At 38.6% G+C, this 20318-nt stretch carries 16 protein-coding genes; 7 read left to right on the top strand and 9 right to left on the bottom strand.

The features are described 5' to 3' along the window. Positions 1-126 precede the first annotated feature (126 nt). From H6G44_RS03130 to H6G44_RS03120, 3 genes are read right to left on the bottom strand one after another with little or no spacing between them, the layout of a single operon-like run. Complete coding sequence (locus H6G44_RS03130) at positions 127-963, bottom strand: carbohydrate ABC transporter permease (protein WP_190384949.1); 837 nt, start codon at positions 961-963, stop codon at positions 127-129. Then, positions 960-1844 (bottom strand): carbohydrate ABC transporter permease, encoded by an 885-nt coding sequence (locus H6G44_RS03125; protein ID WP_190384950.1) that lies wholly within the window; start codon positions 1842-1844, stop codon positions 960-962. The genes H6G44_RS03130 and H6G44_RS03125 overlap by 4 nt, the downstream gene beginning before the upstream one ends. After that, entirely contained in the window at positions 1844-3115 is a 1272-nt protein-coding gene (locus H6G44_RS03120; RefSeq protein ID WP_313885295.1) for an ABC transporter substrate-binding protein, read from the bottom strand. The genes H6G44_RS03125 and H6G44_RS03120 overlap by 1 nt, the downstream gene beginning before the upstream one ends. A gap of 315 nt (positions 3116-3430) precedes the next feature. On the opposite strand from H6G44_RS03120, the gene H6G44_RS03115 reads away from it, so the two are divergent. Continuing rightward, positions 3431-5053: a CHAT domain-containing protein gene (locus H6G44_RS03115; protein WP_190384951.1), complete on the top strand. Its 1623-nt coding sequence runs from the start codon at positions 3431-3433 to the stop codon at positions 5051-5053. A 114-nt stretch (positions 5054-5167) separates the two neighbouring features. After that, positions 5168-5806, top strand: a complete 639-nt coding sequence (locus H6G44_RS03110; RefSeq protein WP_190384952.1) for a hypothetical protein — start codon at positions 5168-5170, stop codon at positions 5804-5806. A gap of 32 nt (positions 5807-5838) precedes the next feature. On the opposite strand, the gene H6G44_RS03105 is transcribed toward H6G44_RS03110, so the two are convergent. The 4 genes from H6G44_RS03105 to H6G44_RS03090 all read right to left on the bottom strand — a co-directional run bounded on the left by H6G44_RS03105 (position 5839) and on the right by H6G44_RS03090 (position 11691). After that, the gene (locus H6G44_RS03105; RefSeq protein ID WP_190384953.1) at positions 5839-7188 is read right to left on the bottom strand and encodes a PrsW family glutamic-type intramembrane protease; all 1350 of its coding nucleotides are present in this window, start codon (positions 7186-7188) and stop codon (positions 5839-5841) included. A 749-nt stretch (positions 7189-7937) separates the two neighbouring features. Then, the gene (locus H6G44_RS03100) at positions 7938-10016 is read right to left on the bottom strand and encodes an NAD(P)H-quinone oxidoreductase subunit 5 (protein ID WP_190384954.1); all 2079 of its coding nucleotides are present in this window, start codon (positions 10014-10016) and stop codon (positions 7938-7940) included. Positions 10017-10377: 361 nt separating this feature from the next. Continuing rightward, positions 10378-10767, bottom strand: a complete 390-nt coding sequence (locus tag H6G44_RS03095) for a thioredoxin family protein (protein ID WP_190384955.1) — start codon at positions 10765-10767, stop codon at positions 10378-10380. 207 nt (positions 10768-10974) lie between these two features. Then, the gene (locus tag H6G44_RS03090; protein ID WP_190384956.1) at positions 10975-11691 is read right to left on the bottom strand and encodes an NnrU family protein; all 717 of its coding nucleotides are present in this window, start codon (positions 11689-11691) and stop codon (positions 10975-10977) included. 203 nt (positions 11692-11894) lie between these two features. Between H6G44_RS03090 and H6G44_RS03085 the strand changes: the two genes are divergently transcribed. The 3 genes from H6G44_RS03085 to H6G44_RS03075 all read left to right on the top strand — a co-directional run bounded on the left by H6G44_RS03085 (position 11895) and on the right by H6G44_RS03075 (position 15449). Next, positions 11895-12902, top strand: a complete 1008-nt coding sequence (locus tag H6G44_RS03085; protein WP_190384957.1) for a LysR family transcriptional regulator — start codon at positions 11895-11897, stop codon at positions 12900-12902. Between the two features lie 85 nt (positions 12903-12987). After that, positions 12988-14352 carry a serine/threonine-protein kinase gene (locus H6G44_RS03080; RefSeq protein WP_190384958.1) on the top strand — a complete coding sequence of 455 codons (1365 nt, stop codon included), beginning with the start codon at positions 12988-12990 and terminating at the stop codon, positions 14350-14352. 26 nt (positions 14353-14378) lie between these two features. Continuing rightward, on the top strand, positions 14379-15449 hold the full coding sequence (locus H6G44_RS03075; protein WP_190384959.1) for a PstS family phosphate ABC transporter substrate-binding protein: 1071 nt from the start codon (positions 14379-14381) through the stop codon (positions 15447-15449). Between the two features lie 381 nt (positions 15450-15830). Here H6G44_RS03075 and H6G44_RS03070 read toward each other — a convergent pair whose 3' ends face one another. Next, the gene (locus H6G44_RS03070; protein WP_168493212.1) at positions 15831-16589 is read right to left on the bottom strand and encodes a Crp/Fnr family transcriptional regulator; all 759 of its coding nucleotides are present in this window, start codon (positions 16587-16589) and stop codon (positions 15831-15833) included. 292 nt (positions 16590-16881) lie between these two features. Between H6G44_RS03070 and H6G44_RS03065 the strand changes: the two genes are divergently transcribed. Further along, the gene (locus H6G44_RS03065) at positions 16882-17736 is read left to right on the top strand and encodes a DALR anticodon-binding domain-containing protein (RefSeq protein ID WP_190384960.1); all 855 of its coding nucleotides are present in this window, start codon (positions 16882-16884) and stop codon (positions 17734-17736) included. Positions 17737-17898: 162 nt separating this feature from the next. Here the strand turns inward: H6G44_RS03065 and H6G44_RS03060 are convergent, their stop codons facing one another. After that, on the bottom strand, positions 17899-18765 hold the full coding sequence (locus tag H6G44_RS03060; RefSeq protein WP_190384961.1) for a Cof-type HAD-IIB family hydrolase: 867 nt from the start codon (positions 18763-18765) through the stop codon (positions 17899-17901). 130 nt (positions 18766-18895) lie between these two features. Here H6G44_RS03060 and hisS point away from each other — a divergent pair, with 130 nt between their 5' ends. Then, entirely contained in the window at positions 18896-20299 is a 1404-nt protein-coding gene (gene hisS / locus H6G44_RS03055) for a histidine--tRNA ligase (protein ID WP_190384962.1), read from the top strand. The last annotated feature ends 19 nt before the right edge of the window (positions 20300-20318 follow it).

Here is a 20318-nt window from a genome sequence, read left to right as displayed (position 1 = left end):
CTTCCCGGTGTTATGAGGTATATATCTAGCGGGCAAGATGCCCGCACCACAAGAGTTTAAGGATTCAATTGTGTACCTCATCAGTGCGGAAAACGCTGTATTTGTTTGTAGCTTCTTCTTGACCCATTATTTATTAACACCTGTAAAAGTAATACCTTGAATCAAGTAGCGGTTAAAGAAAGTATAAATAGCTAAACCGGGGAGAGTAAAGACCATAGAAGCTGCCATAATGTAGTTCCAATAACTGACGTATTGACCTTTAAAGCTATTTAGTCCTAAAGGTAAAGTAAACATTTCTGGGTCAAAAAGAATGACTACAGGAAGCAAAAAATTATTCCAACTACCCATAAATACAAAAATCGCTTGTGCTGCTAATGCTGGTTTAGCCAAAGGTAAGACTATATACCAAAAAACTCCCCAGGTATTTAAACCATCTAGTTGGCCAGCTTCTTCTAATTCTCTGGGAAAATTTACAAAAAATTGCCGCATCATAAAAATGAAAGTAGCATTAACCATGGTAGGAACAATCATCCCTGGGTATGAATTGAGCCAACCGATGGTTTTTAAAATTAAAAATGTAGGAATGAGGGTAATTTGTGCTGGGACTACTAAAACTGCCAAAATCAGGAAAAACCAGAACTGTTTACCCTGAAAATGCAATCTTCCTAGAGCATAACCTGCCATTGAGTTAAATAGCAAATTAAAAATTGTGACACTAATACCAATAATTAGACTATTAAATAACCAGCGCCAAAATAGAGGTTCTTGGATAAATATTTGTTTGTAATTATCGAGAGTGAAATGCTTGGGGATAAAATTAAATTCACCATTAATAATCTCAGATAGGGGTTTAAATGATGCAGAAAATGCCCATAAAAAAGGAATTACGGTAATAATTCCATAAACTATGAGGAAGAGATATAAAAGAACTTTGAACCAGAAAAAGCCCAAGATTTTAGTCAAATTTTATAACCTCCGAAAAATTGCCTCTGAATTAATGTGAGGATAATAATTACAGATGCTAGTAAAAAAGCGATCGCTGCTCCATATCCCATTTGTAAATTACGAAATACGGTTTGATAAATTAGCAAGACTAAAGTGAGAGTAGCATTATTTGGTCCACCAGTTCCTCCAGAAAATATATAAGATTGATCAAATAATTGAAAAGTCCCAATTATCCCCATAGCTATTACAAAGAAAGTTACAGGTTGTAATAAAGGTAAAGTAATATAAATAAACCGTTCCCAACTATTAGCCCCATCAAGTTCTGCTGCTTCATAAAGAGTTTGGGGAATATCCTGTAAAGCCGCTAAATAAATCACCATAAAAAATGGTGCTGTTGACCAAATATTCATGATCATAATTCCTTTGAGGGCAACAGATGGATCTCCCAACCAGTTATAAATAGGCAGTTTTAGAAAAGCCAAAAAATTATTTAGTAGTCCATTAGTATTGTAAATCCACATAAAAATTAGTGTCAATACTGCTGAAGATGTAACTGTTGGTAAAAAGTAAAGAATCCGCCACAAATTTTTACCGTGAATGCCAGAATTGAGAGTTACAGCTAAAGTTAAAGCTAAAATAGTTTGAGTGGGAACGACAAAAACCACATATTCTGCGGTATTTTTTAGAGCAATTTTTACTCTTTCATCTGTTAGCAATCTTTGAAAATTACCCAAACCAAAAAAACGGTAATTAATTCCTCCTAGCATTTGTACTTTGTGTAAGGAAAGAAATACAGCATAGAGAATAGGCAAAATTATAAATGTGCCTAAAATTAAAAGACTGGGAATTATGAATAAATAAGCTGTAAAATTTTCTCTGGTTTGCCTATTTCTCAACATTACATATCAGCCTTAATTTGCTGGTTTGCTGCATTTTGTGCCTTTAACATTGCCTGTTTTAATGATTGTTGTCCTAGCAAAACACTAATAAACTGGTTATCAAAATTGTTGATAATTGCGGTGGGATACTTACCTAATTGCCAGGGTGTAGCATAATCAATTCCTGCTACTAATGGTGATCTTAGAGGGTCTTGATCATAACCTAATTGTTGGGCTACTGATTTACGGGTTGGTAATGCAAATCCTGTTCCTGCCCATTTTTTCATGCCTTCTTTACCTGTCAAATAGGAAATGAGTTCCCAAGCTTGGGCTTTATGGGGTGCTTGTTTATTCATACAGTATGCAACAGTAAAAACCATTGTTGCTTTTTTATGATTAATTTTAGGTATCTCTGCTGTAGAAAATTTTAGTTTGGGAAAAGTTTCTTGTAAATAAGGAATTGCCCAATTACCCTCAATTACCATTGCTACTTTGTTTTGTCCAAACATTTCACTGCCAGAATTTGTGCCTACATCAGATTTTTGAGCGGAGGAACGATCTTTTTGATATTGGTTAATGACTAATTCTAAACCCTGCAAACCTGCGTCATTAGCGAAGGTAGCATAACCATTTTTATCAATAATTTCTCCTCCAAATGCTGTAATTTTGTATGCCTGACGTGCTAATTCAGGAATTTCTCCAAAGCCATATTTATTGAGTTTGCCTGTTAACTGTTGGGAATAGCTGCGTAGTTGTTCCCATGTTTTTGGCGGACTAGTTAAACCAACTTGATTAAATGCTTTTTGATTATAAAATAGGGCTAAAGTCGAATAGTCTTTAGGTAGCCCATAAATATGATTTTGGTATGTAAAATTTTTGAGTAGATTTGGTTCTATGTCTGTAATGTCAAATTTGGGGTTAATGTAATTATCAAGGGGTTCTAGGACATTCTGAGCCATTAAAAAAGGGGCTTCCAGTGCATCGAGATAAAATACATCTGGGGCTGCTTCTCCTATTAAACGGGTTTTAATTACATCCATATATTGATCGGCGATCGCTTCATATTTGACTTTGATCTGTGGATGTTGTTTTTCAAAGTCTTGAATTACCTGTTTTAAAAGTTTTTGTTCCAGGGGATTACCTGTCCAACCACTGAGTTTAACGGTTATGAATGGGGGTGGTTTTGGTAATAGCAAATTGTGAAAGCTAATAATAGCGATCGCTATTATTATTACCAATCCTAAAAAGTTAAATAATCTTTTTTTGATAGGGAATTGTAACTTAGTAATCACAGTTTAAGTCAGATTAATTTAAAATTGATTTTTCTACTAACTTAGTTGAAAAGTTGGTATAGATCATCTCTCTAAAGGCTAGGCTTTAGATATTGGCTGAAAAAAATTTTATTTTAACGATTTTAGCGATTTTAGCCAAGATACCCTCAAAGTCGAGTTTCCTGATATCATGATTTAAAAACAATGCGGAATATAGATTTTTAGGAATAATTGACAAGTTATCATCTGTTAACTCCAGGGTATTTGACTAAAATATTTGTATCTGTGTTTTGAAAATTTAGTTTCCCCCTAGCCATGTCCAGTCTAAAATTGGCAGTGCCTTCAGCGAGCATAGCGATCGCCCGTCTAGTAAATACCGGCACAGACAACTTCGCTATTTGGGTTCTCAAAGCCCCCTATCCCAGTGGCTACGTTCTCCGTGATTGTGTTTTCTCCGCTGAACTTAATCAAGTTTGGCAAGAATGGCAGCAAATGTTTACCAGTCATAGTCCTTTAGACATTACTTCCCGTTTACCTTCTACAGCAGTTAATACCTTAACCTTAGTAGAGACGCTCCCTGAAGCATCTATAAATTCACCGACGGAAAATCCAAGTAAAAGTCCTTACAGTAGTCGCCTGATGCAATCCTTGGGTGTCAATTTATGGGGATGGGTATTTGATGGGCTAATTTTGAGTTGTTGGGAACGTAGTCGGGGTATGGCTATGGGTCAACGGACTCAATTACGCTTTCGTTTGGAAATTCGTGATCCTGATCTAATTGCCCTACCTTGGGAAATTATGCAGCCACAACCTGGACAATCAGCCATATCACTTTCCCCAGATATTTTATTTAGTCGTACTATCAGTGAAGTTGAACCCTTGCCAGAATTGCGAACGGACCAAGCTATAAATATTCTCTTGGTCTTAGGAGATGATCATAAATTACAACTTGATCAGGAGGCATCTTTACTGAAAAAGATTTTATTAGAAGGTCGTCCTCTGGGCAAAACTGTCACCGAATATGCACCTTGTACAGTAAAAACTCTGGTTAAACCCACTAAAACAGAATTAATTCAGGAGTTAGAAACTAAAGCTTATAATGTGTTCTTTTATGCTGGACATGGACTACCAGATCCAGATGGAGGCTCATTATTTTTAACAAATGAACTGAAAATTAATGGCATAGAATTAGCTCAAGTCTTAACTCGGACAGGTATAAAACTGGGAGTTTTTAACGCTTGCTGGGGAGCCAGACCAGCCGCAATTCATCATCAGGCAATACCTGCTAGTAGTTTAGCTGAGGTGCTAATTCGTCATGGTGTCCCCGCTGTATTGGGAATGCGTGATGAAATTGCTGATGCCGAGTCGCAAAGTTTTATTCAAACTTTTGCCGCCAGCTTACGATCATGCAAATTAATTGATCAAGCCGTAGCAGCAGCTAGACAAGAACTGTTAACACTGTACAAATTTAATCAAGCAGCCTGGACATTACCAGTCCTGTACCTGCATCCTGATTTTGATGGAGAACTGATTAAAAGTCTAGATCAAGGAATTACAAAACTACCAGATATGACCAGTTCGGGCATTCCTACCTCTGTAAATACTGCTTATTTGCGGTCTTTAGAGCAGCCATCATCTCCACCGAGTGGTAAAATTTGGTTATTACGTCCTGGAGTGACCCGAATCGGTCGCACGAAAGATAATGATATTGTCATGCCCGAAATTTACATTTCTAAACGCCACGCGGAAATTTTATGCCGGAATACTCTGCATGGAACTACACTAATGACTAATTATTACCTACAAGACTTATCTACCTACGGAACTACCTGGTATTTAAGCCCCAATGGTTGGCAACAAATCCTGCGGGAAGAAGTGCCTTTAACATCGGGAATGCAGTTAATGTTTGGGAGTTCTCAAATTGGAATTTGGGAGTTTATTCGAGAAGAACACAGTTAACACAGACGTTGGCACGTCCCTACTGTATAAAAATACTGGAGTCAATTATTTTATGGAAATCCAACTTTTCAACTTGTAGCTGTCAACAAGAGTAATAAATTAAGGGATAAAAAAATGAACCCCCACATTAATGAATTCAATGCTTTGAATCATATCTCATCGAATTTAGATTGGGAATTTATGGAAACACTACTAGAACCGGAAGATGCTACCTATCCTTGGAATGTAGCTGATGAATCTTCAGTAGCTTATTTCCAACATCTAGAATTACAGTTTGATTTGTTAGATTTCCCAGAAGCAGAAATGATTACCAGTGCTAATAATTTCTATCAAAATCTAGATATGATTTGGGATCAAGTTGCTGTTATTCAAGAAAACAACAGCAGTAAAAATACCATTAATTATTTGCAGGTAATTTTGCAAAATGCTTTTTCGACTATCCCCGGAGTTATACTTACTGCTATTGCCGAAAAAGCTGCCGAAGTTTTCATTTTTGAAGAATCAGTTAGTGAAAAACTGGTAAAATGTGTACAAGCTTTACTACCCAGTTGGGAAACAGATGATCTGTTAGTTTTAGCTCGTCCTTTTGCTTACTCAATGCGAAGTAGTGAACCACAGACTTTAGCATCTATAATTAGGGATTTTGAACATCGAGATTGGGCAAATTTATCAGAAATAGAACAGGCAAAAATTACTTTAGTTATTGCTAATTATGCTCTTGGGCATCTCTCACAATCTGATTCTCAAATCTAGTTTTTACGCCTTTCCCTGTTCTTTGCTATATTCTATTTTGGGTCAAGAAAACGGGTAGCAAAATTGTCTGATCTTGTTGGTGATAATACTCGTGCTTTGAGAATGGCCGCCATTAGAAAGGCATAAGATAAAACACCAACTACCACTAAGAAAAAAGCATTGATAGAACCCGTTGCATTCCATAAAGCGTGAAGCGCGGAAGCACTGAAATAACCGACAGCGAGGATTTGCTTGCCTTTGAGGGGTTTTAACACAGCCAAACCCACAAAATAGCCCAAATAACCACTGTAAGCCATGTGTCCAGCCACAGAACCTAAAATCCGGGGAATAAGTAGCTGTAAACCCACTGATTGACCAGAATTTTGAGAAATTAAGGGTACATATTGACCGAGGGTTTCCAGCAAAGTAAAACCTACAGCCGAGGCTGTACCTAGAAGAATACCATCTAAAGGCTCCCAAACCCCAATTCGTTCTCGCCAGGGTGATGGGAGAAAATTCCCTAGCCAATATGCCCCTAAGACTGGTAATATTTTTAGTAGCTCCTCCATTAACCCTGCACCAAAAAACATCCGCACTAATAATTCAGTGAAGGTAATCCCATTTTGAGATGCAGTATCCAATGTTCCAGGTAGAATATTACGGAATATTTTAATGAACAAATCTAACAGGGGACTTAGGAGAATTAATATTGTAGTCAGTGCCGCTGCCATGAGTACCCACCAAGGCTTAGACTTACCACATAATTGATAAACAAAGTAGTAAGCAGCAAAAGCGATATAAGATCCGACAATTACTTGATTAGCTTGTATATGACCTACTGTAGTAAACATTAACACTACAAAAATTACTGTCAAGATTCCAGGGATTAGGTAAGCCTTGCGGGTAAGATCCTTACCAGTAGAGATAATTGGAAATAATTGTGTAAAGCTAACGGAGTCTGGTTTTGATGATAGATGTTGGTAATTGACAGATGATAATACTGTCGCATTATTAACATTTATCATTGTCCTTTGGGTAATTACCTCATACTCAAAAATAAATTGTGGTCCATCAGCACCTAGGGAAATGCGATCGCCTATATGTAATTCTTGACACCCTTTTAAGTGTTCTCCGTTTAAAAAAGTGCCATTGGCGCTATTCAAATCACAAATTACCCAACTATAACCGTTGTTGGTTGCTAAAGAAAGGGGACGAACTACCGCATGACGACGAGATACCATCCGGTATATCATGGCATCCAAGACAATTTGGCAGGTGGGGTCACGTCCAATTATCATTTCTTTTTCAGGAAGCAATAAGTAGCGAGATGCTAACTCAGAAACTTCGACCTTGCTGGACACCAACCGCAGGAATGCATTCTGTCTTGCGTTTTTGCCTGTCATCGAGTTATTAAGTATATCTAAACAAATTCTATGGCTAACGCCACGCTATCAAATTTTGTGGTAGTAGACTTAATTTTAGCCATGGTCACGGCTGCACCATCTCTAAGTATACTATAGCTTTACCTGCTGTTGCCTCCATTCAAAATACAAAATTCCTGAAGAAATATTGACACTCTCAGTGGCTAAAGCGGCTGAGATTATGCTGACAGAATTGGACTAGGGAGTACCCAAGTCTAATTCTAACTGCGTTCTTGCGATCCAAAAGATTCAATGAAAACTCTTGCCTTTTCAGCATAATCTACAGGTAAATTATCCATAACTACAATTGCGCCAATCCACAACTAAGGTAGTAAGATTTGTTCAATAAAAACTAAAAAACTAGTAGTCTTTAAACTACCAGGAAAGATCATAGTGGCAATTAACCCTTCATCACTGATAGCTCCAATTATGGACGATCATCATAGATATTTTCACCTTCAACACCTCTACCCTAGTTTCGTATCATAGCCAGGTTTACACCTGTTTCATAAATAAATACAAGGTTTTTGACATCTATTCCATCTAGCCAACGTCGAACTGCTGTATTATTTACCTTTGATAAATGCCATTTTCAACCCCAACTCTCAATTTTCTTTCCTTCTTCCTTCGCTTCCTTTCTTCCCTTCGTGGTTCATTAACTCTGCGTCCTCCGCGCCTCTGCGGTTCGTTAAAAAAACAATCCAGGGGCGGACAAACCGCCCCCATTAAAATCAGGTAACACCGAAAACAATCACCAAGCCCAAAACAGCCCCAAAAACAATTAAGGCATAAAATTGAACCCGACCAGTTTCCAAATATTTCAAACCTTCACCACTGACAAGAGTAAAGAAACCCGTGAGATTAACAGCGCCGTCAACAACGCGGAAATCAACCTCCATAACTTGTCTAGCCACACGACGCAAACCCAGAACAAAGACACGATGATAAATATCATCAAAGTACCATTTATTCAAAGATAAATCATAGAGTGGTTGAATTTTAGAAGCGATCGCACTAGGATCAATTTTGCGAGCCAAATACATCAACACCGCCAAAGTAATCCCCACCACAGAAACCGCCACAGAACTACCCGCCATAACATAAAACTCATGGGGGTCAAATTCCGCAGCCTTTTCCATAACCTCCGCTAAAGTTTCGCTAGGAGGAAAGATAAACTGCTCAAAATAATTGGCGTAGGGAGTCCCCACCAAACCAATCAACATCGAAGGAACAGCCAACACCACCAGTGGTAAACTCATCGTCCAAGGAGACTCATGCGGCTCATGGCTGTGGGAGTCATGGGAGTGACTTGACAATTCTCCCTTTTTCATCGCCCCAGGACCGAAATTAGGAGTTAATTCGGCTGTATCTGACCTTTGTGCCAAAGCAGCAGCGGCATTTTTGAGTTTTACCTTGATTTTCTCATCATTACCCCGGAATTTACCTTCAAATGTTGAGAAATACATTCTAAACATATAAAAAGCTGTAATTCCTGCTGTCAGCCAACCAATAAACCACAGGAAGGGGTTAGCAGCAAAGGCCGCGCCCAAAATTTCATCTTTTGACCAGAAACCGGCAAAGGGAGGAATCCCGGCAATAGCCAAGCAACCAATCAAAAATGTGAAACCGGTCACGGGCATATATTTCCGCAGTCCACCCATTAAGCGCATATCTTGCGCTAGTACAGGGTCATGACCAACAACTGCTTCCATACCATGAATTACCGAACCAGAACCCAAGAATAGCATCGCTTTAAAATAAGCGTGGGTCATGAGGTGGAATAAACCGGCGCTGTAAGCACCCACACCCATAGCCATGACCATGTAACCGAGTTGGGAAATGGTGGAATAAGCCAAACCCTTTTTAATGTCATTTTGGGTAATGGCGATAGTTGCTCCCAAAAACGCTGTAAATGCGCCAGTATAAGCAATTACGTTCATTGCGGCTGGCACATTTTCAAATACTGGGTACATCCGGGCAATTAGGAATACACCCGCTGCTACCATTGTGGCTGCGTGGATGAGGGCGGAAATAGGTGTAGGACCTTCCATGGCATCTGGTAGCCAGACATGGAGGGGGAATTGGGCAGATTTAGCGACAGGTCCAAGGAAGACTAAAATCGCCAAGACAATGGCGAGGAAATTGCTAATAGAGCCAGTTTCTACTAGGTTTGATAGGCGATCGCCCATCACCATAAAATCAAAGCTTCCTGTCGCCCAGAACAGCCCCAAAATGCCTAATAATAAGCCAAAGTCACCGACTCTATTGGTGACAAATGCTTTTTGGCAAGCATCCGCTGCGGCTTTGCGATCATACCAAAAGCCTACAAGGAGGTAGGAACACATTCCCACCAGTTCCCAGAATATGTAAACTTGTACTAAATTAGGGCTGACCACCAAGCCTAACATAGAAGAACCAAATAAGCTAAGATAGGCATAAAACCGCACATAACCAGGGTCATGAGCCATGTAACCATCGGTGTAAATCATCACCAAAACGGCTACTGTGGTGACAATCACCAGCATTAAGGCGGTGAGGTGGTCAATAGTGTAGCCCATAGTCAGGTGAAAATTACCTGCTGCTGCCCATTCCAGGGTCTGGAGGTAAGGTGCGTGGCCTTGAATTTGACTCCATAGCAAGGCCGACGACAAGACCATAGAAGCTCCCATGAGGGAGATAATGACTACAGCATTTAATTGTCGCAGACGGTTTGTTACCTGATTGATCGAGATTAGCCCTAGACCGACTAGCATTGCTCCTAAGAGAGGTAATACTGGAATCAGCCAGGCATACTGATAGATTACTTCCATCACTAACGCCTACTTTTAGAATTCTGTACAAACAAATGGGAAGATGAAAAAATGAAAATTCAATCGGGTGCGGTTTTCTGTTTAGGGATTATAGACTAGGAAGTAGAAATTATTGACTAACCTCTGCTACTCCTGATAGCCCAGTACCTTCAAGTTAGCCTGAATTTTCCCAGTTCAAACTTCAGTTAACTGAAAATTTTCAGAACTGCTCATAATTGTGACACATACCCTTGAGGATAAAATACCCCACCCGATACCCTTTGAGTGGGGTGTTAAGCATGGTTTTATATTTGGTCTGTTGTCAGTTGTTTGTTGTCAGTTCTCCGTTGTCAGTTGTCAGTTGTCCGTTGTTTGTTGTCTCTTACCTCATGACTCCTGACTCCTGACTCTTGACTTCCTCTGCTATATCTATTTTCTGGTGACTGGTGTAGGTGAGTTTAATTTCCTCTAAAGCTGAACGTAAATCGTCCCTGCTGCGAAAACCTTCTAGCTTTTGTTTTACTATACCTTTTTCTATCAACAGTAATGTTGGTAATGATTTTAGTCTGTAGGTATTAGACAACTTGAAATTTTGATCAGCATTAACTCCCACCAGCTTCAGTTCATTACCACATTGAGTCTGAAATTGTGATAGCAGCGGGTGAATGATGCGGCATAGTCCACACCAGGGGGCTTCAAAATTAACCAAAACGGGAACTGAAGATTCTAAAACTTCTTTAGTAAATGTAGTTTCATTAACTAACAACACCATGATGCCTCTTGTGATTATAAGGTTTTGATATTAAAAGTTGGTGAACAAAAGCCATTTGATTCTGGTGGATAAATTTTTTTCCCATCTCAGTAGTCAAGAGTCTAAGGATATATGTTCGAGTTCATCTTACAGTGTTTTGGTAGCAACTGATCAGCACAAAGTTTTGTTAAATTTATATGTTTAGTTGATATTGGGGATCACACTCAACTACCATATTATCCCACTTGTTGCCACCAATAACAAGGGGTGTGACCACCATAACAACCCTGTAAAAATGACAACTCCTAAATAAGCAGGACGGAAAAATTCTTCCCAATTTAAGGATTGACGACCATCAATAATTGCTTGAAAAGGAATAATAGAAGTTCGCTGTTTAAGAAGTGTAAAGGCTTCTCCATAGCGTTGACTTAAACGGTGATCGCCATGCCATACTCCAAAGAGATGATGTAGTACCAAACCGATAGAGGTAACCAGGGTAAAGCTTGTACCTAACCACAAAGTATGGGCTACACACCAAATAACCTGTCCCACCATTTGGGGGTGTCGTGTAATACGGATAATCCCCGTTTCATAGAGATTAACTTGGGGCTTTTGAATAGCCGCAATTTCTAGTAGATTAAAAGTAGCAGGATATAAAAATAAAAAGGATATGGCCGATAGTACCCAAACTAATGCTTCCACTCCTGGTATGCCTTGTACCTGCCAGAGTTGCCAACCATCGTAACGGTGATTAAAGAAGTAAACAATTAAGATCACAGCCAAAGGGAGGCTGATTAATGCAAAGATAATGCGATAAAGCCTCGGTCCAATGTATTTTTCTGCCCAAGGACGCAAGGCTGCCCCCCCGCTATGGGCGATCGCAAAAACTAATTGCAACACTAGTATGACAAAATGACTGGAGGTAAACCAAGGATGGGAGATCATATATATACAAATCAATTGAAAATTCAAATTCCAAGGAACTACTACTGGTAAACATCTTAACTGGTGTAAGCTATTAGCGACCAGCAGTCAGCCAAAAGCAGTTCTTTAAATGTTAACAATGCCATAAATCATGGTGAGTCATCAAACTATTCATCTGGATTTATTTTGAAAGTTACTCCTTTCCTATTTGTGGGTTAAGCCTTATGTCTGACCTTCCTTTTACTTTAGATCAGTTACGGATTCTCAAAGCGATCGCCCAAGAAGGGAGTTTCAAGCGGGCGGCTGACAGCCTTTACGTCTCCCAACCCGCTGTGAGTTTGCAAGTTCAAAACCTGGAACGGCAATTGGATGTTCCCCTATTTGACAGAGGTGGTCGTCGCGCTCAATTAACTGAAGCTGGACATTTACTCCTTAGTTACGGGGAAAAAATCCTCAGTTTGTGTCAGGAAACCTGTCGGGCTATTGAAGATCTACAAAATCTCCAAGGAGGAACATTAATTGTTGGTGCTTCCCAAACCACTGGCACTTATCTGTTACCGAAAATGATCGGTTTATTTCGACAAAAATATCCAGAGGTGGCTGTGCAATTGCACGTCCATTCTACCAGACGCACGGCTTGGAGTGTGTCTAATGGCCAGGTTGATTTGGCGATTATTGGTGGGGAAATTCCTACGGAATTGGGGGAATCTTTAGAAACTGTTCCCTATGCTGAGGATGAATTGGCGCTCATTTTACCTACGTCCCATCCCTTGGCTAAATTAGAAACCATTCAAAAGGAAGACCTATATAAACTTCAGTTCATTGCTCTTGACTCCCAATCAACTATCCGCAAAGTTATTGATCAGGTTCTTGCCCGTTGTGATATTGATACTAGACGGTTTAAATTTGAAATGGAACTAAATTCCATAGAAGCTATTAAAAACGCTGTCCAGTCGGGTTTAGGTGCTGCCTTTGTTTCTACCTCGGCGATCGCTAAAGAATTACAAATGGGTGTCCTCCACCATGCCCCCATTGAAGGAGTCGTAGTTAAACGGACACTTTGGCTCATATTTAACCCCAACCGCTATAGATCCAAAGCCGCTGAAGCTTTTAGCCGAGAAATCTTACCTCAGTTTGCTAACCCTAACTGGAATCAAGATATGTTAAAATTGTCACAAATCAACTTAGTGTTAAATAATGTGACAATACCTAATGGTTCTGATGTTGGTTAAACATCTTGTCACCAGTTAAAAGTCATTAGTTAACCATCAGTTGCTAATGACCAGTAACTTGTCTGACCACTGACTCACAAATAATATGGAAGTCTTCTGCACCCGTCCCCACTGTCAACATCCTCAAAATCACTTTCCTGATTTAGACGACATTAAAACACTAAAAACAGTACCGCAAAAATTTTGTACTAACTGCGGTATGCCCCTGATTTTACGTGACCGATATTTGCCAATTAAACTTTTGGCTACTGGAGGATTTGGTGCTGCTTTTTTGGCAATTGATCGTGATACTCCGAGAATGCGTCAATGTGTAGTTAAGCAATTTCAACCAAGTGGCAATTTAACGGAAGAGGCCTTAGAAAAGTCCAGAATTTTATTTACACAAGAAGCAGGAGTTTTAGAAGAAATAGGTAATGAACATCAGCAAATACCTAAATTATTTGCTTTTTTTACGATTACAGTTCCTAACCTAAAAATAAATAAGTCAGAGCAGTTTTTTTATTTAGTTCAAGAATATATCTCTGGACAAACTCTAGAAGAAGAATTGGCTAAACAGGGCAATTTTTCTGAGCTAAAAATCCTAAAAATACTCAGGGAAATTCTCCCAGTTCTCCAGTTCATCCATGATAAAGGTATTATCCATAGAGATATTAAACCTTCTAATATCATCCGCCATTATGATGGTAGACTATTTTTGCTAGATTTTGGCGCAGTTAAATTAATTGCTAATACCTCTTCTAGTTCTACAGGAATTTATTCCCTAGGATTTGCACCCCCAGAACAAATGCAAGGTAATCAAGTATTTCCATCTACAGATTTATATGCCCTGGCTGTAACCCTGATTACATTACTTACTGGCAAGGAGGCGAATAAGCTATTTGATGCCTATACTAATCAATGGCAATGGCGTTCTCAAATTAGCGTTAACCCCCGACTAGCTGCTATTTTGGATAAAATGCTCCTATCGGCTGCTAATCAGCGCTTCCAGTCAGCCCAGGAAGTCTTAGAAGCTCTTTTTCCTGCCCCATCTGCACAGACGGTATTACCACCAACACAGCCACCTAATTTACAACCACCACAACCAATAAAATCAGTTCAACCAGCTTTTACTATTTGGGAATTATTAGCTGGGGCTGCTTTTAGCGGATTTGAAGCGGCATTAATAGCCATTGCTCTTTTTAGTTTAGTGAAAAACCCGATCATTACTTTAACTGTTGCTGCTGTAATTTTGAATGGTCTAATTTTTGCTCAAACTAAACGCTGGTTAGAAAAATTTGACTTGCTAATTATTCCCGCAGTCAGTTTTGCAATTATATTTTTTATTCCGTTTTTACGAAGCAATATTGCCATTGAGCAAGTAATTATTTTAGCAATTGTGGCTGCCTTAATCTCAATTTCCGTAACCGCTTTATTTCGACTTGTTTATAAATTAATGTCTTCAATTCTTTAGAAACAATAGCACTCAGGAAACTACCCATGTCTCAAAAAAAAGAAACTCTGTCACTGCTATTATCTCTTGTTCTTACCTCTGGATTAAGCTTTGGTGCTTTCTGGTTTTTAATGGAACATTGGGCGCGAATTAACAACAATCGAATTAACAACAATTCTAGTACCACTAACTCTACTAATCAGAACCCCAGTAACAACATTATTAACCCTAATTCGCCACCAGTCAGTGATTGTAAAATCCCCAATTTACCACAAGGTATATTTAGTTATGGTGGTAGTACAACATGGGCTCCTATCCGTCGGGATGTGGATTCAGTCCTCAAAAATAGCTGTCCTCAGTTTGATTTACGTTATACCCAACCCATTAACGAAAAACCAGGTTCAGGAACTGGGATTAAAATGTTGATAGCAAATCAACTAGCTTTTTCTCAATCTTCTCGTCCCGTTAAACCAGAAGAAAACGAAACTGCTAAAACTAAAGGATTTAGCTTAAAAGAAATTACTGTAGCCATTGATGGAATTGCGATCGCAGTTAATCATAACCTAAATATTCCAGGATTAACAGTTTCTCAACTTAAAGATATTTACACTGGCAAAATTACTAACTGGCAACAAGTAGGAGGTGAAAATTTACCAATTATTCCCCTATCTCGGAGCAAGGAATCAGGTGGTAGCGTAGATTTTTTTGTAGAAAATGTTCTGAATAAAGAGGACTTTAAAAACGTTAATTATATTGGTACAACCACAGAAGCCATCAGAAAAGTAGCCATTACTCCTGGTGCAATTTATTATGCTTCCGCACCAGAAATTGTTCCCCAATGTATAATTAAATCCCTGGCAATCGGGCAAACAACGGATAAATTCGTGACACCCTATAAATTACCAGCAATACCTAGATCCCAGTGTCTCAATCAACGTAACCAATTGAATACAGAAGATATTCGCAATGGAAATTATCCAATTACCCGGAATTTATTTGTGATTGTCAAACAAAATGGTCAAACAGACCAACAAGCAGGAGAAGCCTATGCCAATTGGTTAACAACACCTCAAAATCAAGAATTAATTGAAAAAGCTGGGTTTGTGAGAATTAAATAAGGTTTGCTGATAATCTAAGGTGAACTAAGCGATAAAAGTTTTGTAGGGGGGAGCGGAAATTGGCTATTTAAACCCAATTACACAGCCAAGACAATAATTAGAACCAGGTTGCAGGACCTGTCGTTCTAGGGTGATGAGTGCCGTATTCATAATCAAGGCACTCTAGAACTTTTTTCCAAAACATCTTATTTCATACCCGATTACCCAAAATCTGTTTGTGGTGGTCAAACAGATTGGTGAAAATGAGGAGTAGGTTCAGGAACTAATTATCTAACTGGAACTAGTTAGAATCCGCTGATACCTGCCATTGGTGTGTCCGAGAGTGGCAAGCTCTCAGTCAACATCATTAACCTACTGCTCATTAGAGATTTGAACTAAGTCCTAGCTGGCTCTATTGATAGATTCAGCGGGTAGACAAATTAGATTATCCCCCTGGGTGAGAATTAAGCCACGTTGACGTAATTTACCCATTAAACGAGTGACAGTCACACGGGTTGAACCAATGGCGCTGCCAATTTGGGCATGGGTTAGGGGGAAGGGTAAGCAATAACCACGAATGACATCAGGATCAGTTTCGCTCATTGAGGGCTCTCCATATTCCTCAATCAGTAAGGTGAGAAATCCTAGGAGTCGGTCAATTGTGCGACGTTGTCCTAAAGCACTTAACCAAAGTAACTTGCGCTGATGCTGATATCTAAAAGCATCCATAACTTCGCGGCGGAAGTGAGGCCAGTTGTCTAGGTCATGCCAGTACATCCACAAAACGGCTGTTTGGTCAACGTGGGCGTAAGACTGGAGCGTGAATGGAGATTGAGCAACAATTTCAAAGGGTTGTCCTGCTCCCACAAAACCCAAGAAAGCTTCTTCTGGAGTTCTGTTAATGCGTCTAGATGTTAATTGACTGGCAGTGGCGCTAACTTGGGCAGTTCCTACCATGCGGATAGCACCTCTTTGGACTAAGTAAAGCAAACCAGGTCTAGCTGGAATGCGCTCGTCTTTACTGAAGGTGCGGCAGCGGTAGTGTTCTTGGGCCCAGTCAAGGATACGCTGCCAAGTTAAGAAAGGACGTGAAGCTTCGGAAAAGGAGGATTGAGATTGCATAGGTAACAAAGAGTGTTTGGCTGAAAACAAAGACGTGATAAGAAAAGTGCAAGGAGTGTCTTTGTGTTAACGGGGTAGGCCTAACGCCTAACAGCGTCAGCCCTCCAATGGGATAGAAAGCTAATTTGCTCTCTATTTTTTCTTATACTTCCTACTTTACAACAAGGGTAGTAAAGATTACCCATTTTTTATACATTATTCATCAAATATAATCCTACTCTGATTTTTCCTGACATCAGTAAACTTCTATCTCAAGGTAGATGGAACAGGATAAAATGATGCACACCTAAAATTTTTGACAAAGGGATACGTGTTGTATAAACTACATTTGATGGGGTGTACATCAATTAAACGGTTAGTAAATGGTTATCTAGCGTCTTCTCTCGGTGTTTCTACTAATAATGAAGAAGTTACAGGCATAAAAGGGAGAAATATCCCTCTCTACCAGGGAGGATACAATCAGAAAATTTTATATATCTCTGGTGTAGCTATGAGAATATCAAAATCTCAAAATTCACCAGCGATGAAAATTGCTGAGGCGATTGCTGGGCATTTATCCCAAAATAGCAATAGTTTATTTAATGTCCAAGTAGTTTCCCCCGGTTGGATTTATGTAGAACTTATGGATTCTACTTTAGCAGATTGGTTACATTGTTTCACTGTCAACAGAAATGAGAACTGGAACCTGGAACAATTTCCACTTAAGGAAAAAATAACTTGTGATCCCCATTACCAATTAACTAATTCATTAACAATTTTTAACATTCAATACGCTTACTCACGCTGTTTTTCTCTATTGCGTCTAGCACACCAAGAAAGATTAATTGAACTTGATATTACAGATGTTAAAATATTTCTATCTGCAAAAGCTATACCTTGGCTCAATAGTGATCAAAAACTTAGGCTTAATCACCCTGATGAGAGTTTTCTTATTCATCAATTAGTTAAAGTGGTGGATAATTTAGTTTGTACTGATAGCGGCAGTTCTATTAACTGGGAAAAAGCAGGTATAAATTTGAGTCAAGCTTTTGAGAGGTTCTGGTCTAGTTGTCGGATTTGGGGGGAAGTGAAAATTCATTCTCCAGAATTAGCTCAGGGGAGATTGGGATTGCTGATCTTGACTCAGTTGGTCTTAAGGTCTGTATTAGAAGATAAGTTGGGGATTGTCGCACCCGTAGAACTTTAATGGATATTCACGACAACTTTACAAAAACTTTGAAAATATCTATTGACAAAATAAACAACCTCATCTATAATTACAGGTGTGTGTGAGGAGAGAAATTTAGAGAAGACACCGAGACGAAACACGGCCAGTCGTCGGTGTCTTTTCTTATGTGTAGATGTTTAATTAAAGTAAGAATTTTTTAATTGCTACTGCTGCACCATCTAATTCTACACTAGGCGCTACCCAATCTGCGATCGCTTGAACTTCTGTTGGTGCGTTGCCCATGGCCACGCTAATACCAGCATAGTCTAGCATTTCTACGTCGTTGAAATTATCACCAATAGTCATGACATTATGACTTTCTAAACCTAGCATTTCTTCAGCTAGATACCGGACTGCATTGCCTTTATTAACATGAGTATTAGCTGCTTCTAAGAAGCTAGGCACAGATGTTGTCATATATAATTCTGTGGGCTTATATTTAGAGCGTAAATTAGCTAAAAGTTGTTGAATTAAATTTGCATCATCACACAAAGCTAAAACTTTAGTGGGTTGATGATCTAATAATTGACGTAAATCACCGACGGGAATAGCATTCACACCACAGCGTTGTTGATAACTTTCCGTTTCCTTGGTGATTTCTCGGACATAAAGCTGATCATTGATGTAAAAATGGACTGAGAGGAGCGATCGCAAATTTGGCTGTTCAAAGTATTCTAGTAGTTGGTAGGCAATTTCGCTAGATACAGGCAAATGACGGTGAATTTTGTCAGTATTGGGATCTTGAATCCAAGCACCCTGATAAGCTACTAAAGGCAGTGTAGAGCCAATTTCCTGATGAAATCGCAAAGCGGAACAATACATTCTTCCTGTGGCTATAGCTACTTTAATTCCCTTGTCCCGCACTGCAGCAATAACTTGTTTGACAGTGTTACTAATAGTATTAGAATGTCCAGTAATTGTCCCATCTATATCTAAAACCAACAGTTTAATATCTTGTTGATTTTGATTCTGATTTGATGTCAAATAATTATTAGGCATTGTATTCATAAACTCTCTGATTTTTAGTGTTGTTGAATATTATACGGATATAAATATGACAATTTTTCCTATAAACTTTAAATATTTAAATAAAAGATAAGATAATAGTCTGTAGTTAATTTCCCATGCAGAAGAAAACATGACTAAAAATGACAAAATCAACTTTTCTACTCCTAGTGGATTTCCCGAATTTCTGCCTAGTGAAAAGCGTCTAGAATTACATTTACTAGATATTATTCGCAAAGTTTTTGAAAGTTATGGTTTTACACCCATTGAAACCCCAGCAGTGGAAAGGTTAGAAGTTCTACAAGCTAAAGGAAATCAAGGTGATAATATTATCTATAGTATTGAGCCAATTTTACCACCAAATCGCCAAGCAGAAAAGGATAAATCGGGAGAAACTGGTTCAGAAGCTAGAGCTTTAAAATTTGATCAAACTGTTCCTTTTGCTGCTTATATTGCGCGTCATTTGAATGAACTAACTTTTCCTTTTGCTCGTTATCAAATGGATATGGTATTCCGGGGAGAACGGGCAAAAGATGGACGTTTTCGGCAGTTTCGACAATGTGATATTGATGTGGTTGCCCGTGGTAAACTCAGTTTACTTTATGATGCCCAAATGCCGGCAATTATCACCGAAATATTTGAAAAAATTAATATTGGTGATTTTGTTATTCGCATTAATAACCGTAAAATACTGACAGGTTTTTTTCAGTCTGTAGGAATTGCTGAAAACCAAATTAAAACCTGTATTAGTATTATTGATAATTTGGAAAAAATTGGCGAAGCTAAAGTTAAACAAGAGTTAGAAAAAGAAGGTATTTCTTCAGAACAAACGGAGAAAATTATTGATTTTGTAAAAATTGATGGCAGCATTGATGATGTTTTAAATAAACTCAAATACCTAACAGAGAATTTGCCAGAAACAGGACAATTTAATTTAGGAGTAACGGAATTAGAAACTGTAATTAATGGAGTGAGAAATTTAGGAGTTGCTGATAAACGTTTCTGTATTGATTTATCTATTGCTCGTGGTTTAAATTATTATACTGGCACAGTTTATGAAACTACCTTATTAGGTCATGAAGCTTTGGGAAGTATTTGTTCTGGGGGGAGATATGAAGAATTAGTAGGAATATTTATCGGTGAAAAAATGCCTGGTGTGGGTATTTCTATCGGTTTAACTCGCTTAATTAGTCGCTTGTTAAAAGCGGGTATTTTGAATACTTTATCTGCCACACCGGCTCAAGTTGTAGTAGTGAATATCCAAGAGGATTTAATGCCTATTTATTTACAAATATCACAACAATTACGACAGGGGGGAATTAATGTTGTGACTAACTTTGAAAAACGCCCTTTAGGAAAACAATTTCAAGCCGCAGATAAACAAGGAATTAGGTTTTGTGTAATTATTGGTGCGGAGGAAGCAGCAGCGCTAAAATCATCATTAAAAGATCTACAAAGTGGTGAACAAATAGAAGTAAATTGGGCAGATTTGGGAGAGGAAATTAAAAGGAGGATTTTAAATCCTGAAACAATTTGAAAAGATATAATAATCATCT

This window comes from Aphanizomenon flos-aquae FACHB-1287 (assembly GCF_014698755.1).
GTDB lineage: Bacteria > Cyanobacteriota > Cyanobacteriia > Cyanobacteriales > Nostocaceae > Dolichospermum > Dolichospermum flosaquae.
Note: the sequence above shows the minus strand (reverse complement) of the source record. Positions and strands in the feature narration are given on the sequence as shown.

Bases quoted from the DNA above. Each gene is read 5' to 3' on its own strand.
- H6G44_RS03125 (WP_190384950.1), bottom strand. From the start codon at position 1,844: ATGTTGAGAAATAGGCAAACCAGAGAAAATTTTACAGCTTATTTATTC.
- H6G44_RS03110 (WP_190384952.1), top strand. From the start codon at position 5,168: ATGAACCCCCACATTAATGAATTCAATGCTTTGAATCATATCTCATCG.
- H6G44_RS03105 (WP_190384953.1), bottom strand. From the start codon at position 7,188: ATGACAGGCAAAAACGCAAGACAGAATGCATTCCTGCGGTTGGTGTCC.
- H6G44_RS03100 (WP_190384954.1), bottom strand. From the start codon at position 10,016: ATGGAAGTAATCTATCAGTATGCCTGGCTGATTCCAGTATTACCTCTC.
- H6G44_RS03095 (WP_190384955.1), bottom strand. From the start codon at position 10,767: ATGGTGTTGTTAGTTAATGAAACTACATTTACTAAAGAAGTTTTAGAA.
- H6G44_RS03090 (WP_190384956.1), bottom strand. From the start codon at position 11,691: ATGATCTCCCATCCTTGGTTTACCTCCAGTCATTTTGTCATACTAGTG.
- H6G44_RS03085 (WP_190384957.1), top strand. From the start codon at position 11,895: ATGTCTGACCTTCCTTTTACTTTAGATCAGTTACGGATTCTCAAAGCG.
- H6G44_RS03080 (WP_190384958.1), top strand. From the start codon at position 12,988: ATGGAAGTCTTCTGCACCCGTCCCCACTGTCAACATCCTCAAAATCAC.
- H6G44_RS03075 (WP_190384959.1), top strand. From the start codon at position 14,379: ATGTCTCAAAAAAAAGAAACTCTGTCACTGCTATTATCTCTTGTTCTT.
- H6G44_RS03065 (WP_190384960.1), top strand. From the start codon at position 16,882: ATGGGGTGTACATCAATTAAACGGTTAGTAAATGGTTATCTAGCGTCT.
- H6G44_RS03060 (WP_190384961.1), bottom strand. From the start codon at position 18,765: ATGAATACAATGCCTAATAATTATTTGACATCAAATCAGAATCAAAAT.
- hisS (WP_190384962.1), top strand. From the start codon at position 18,896: ATGACTAAAAATGACAAAATCAACTTTTCTACTCCTAGTGGATTTCCC.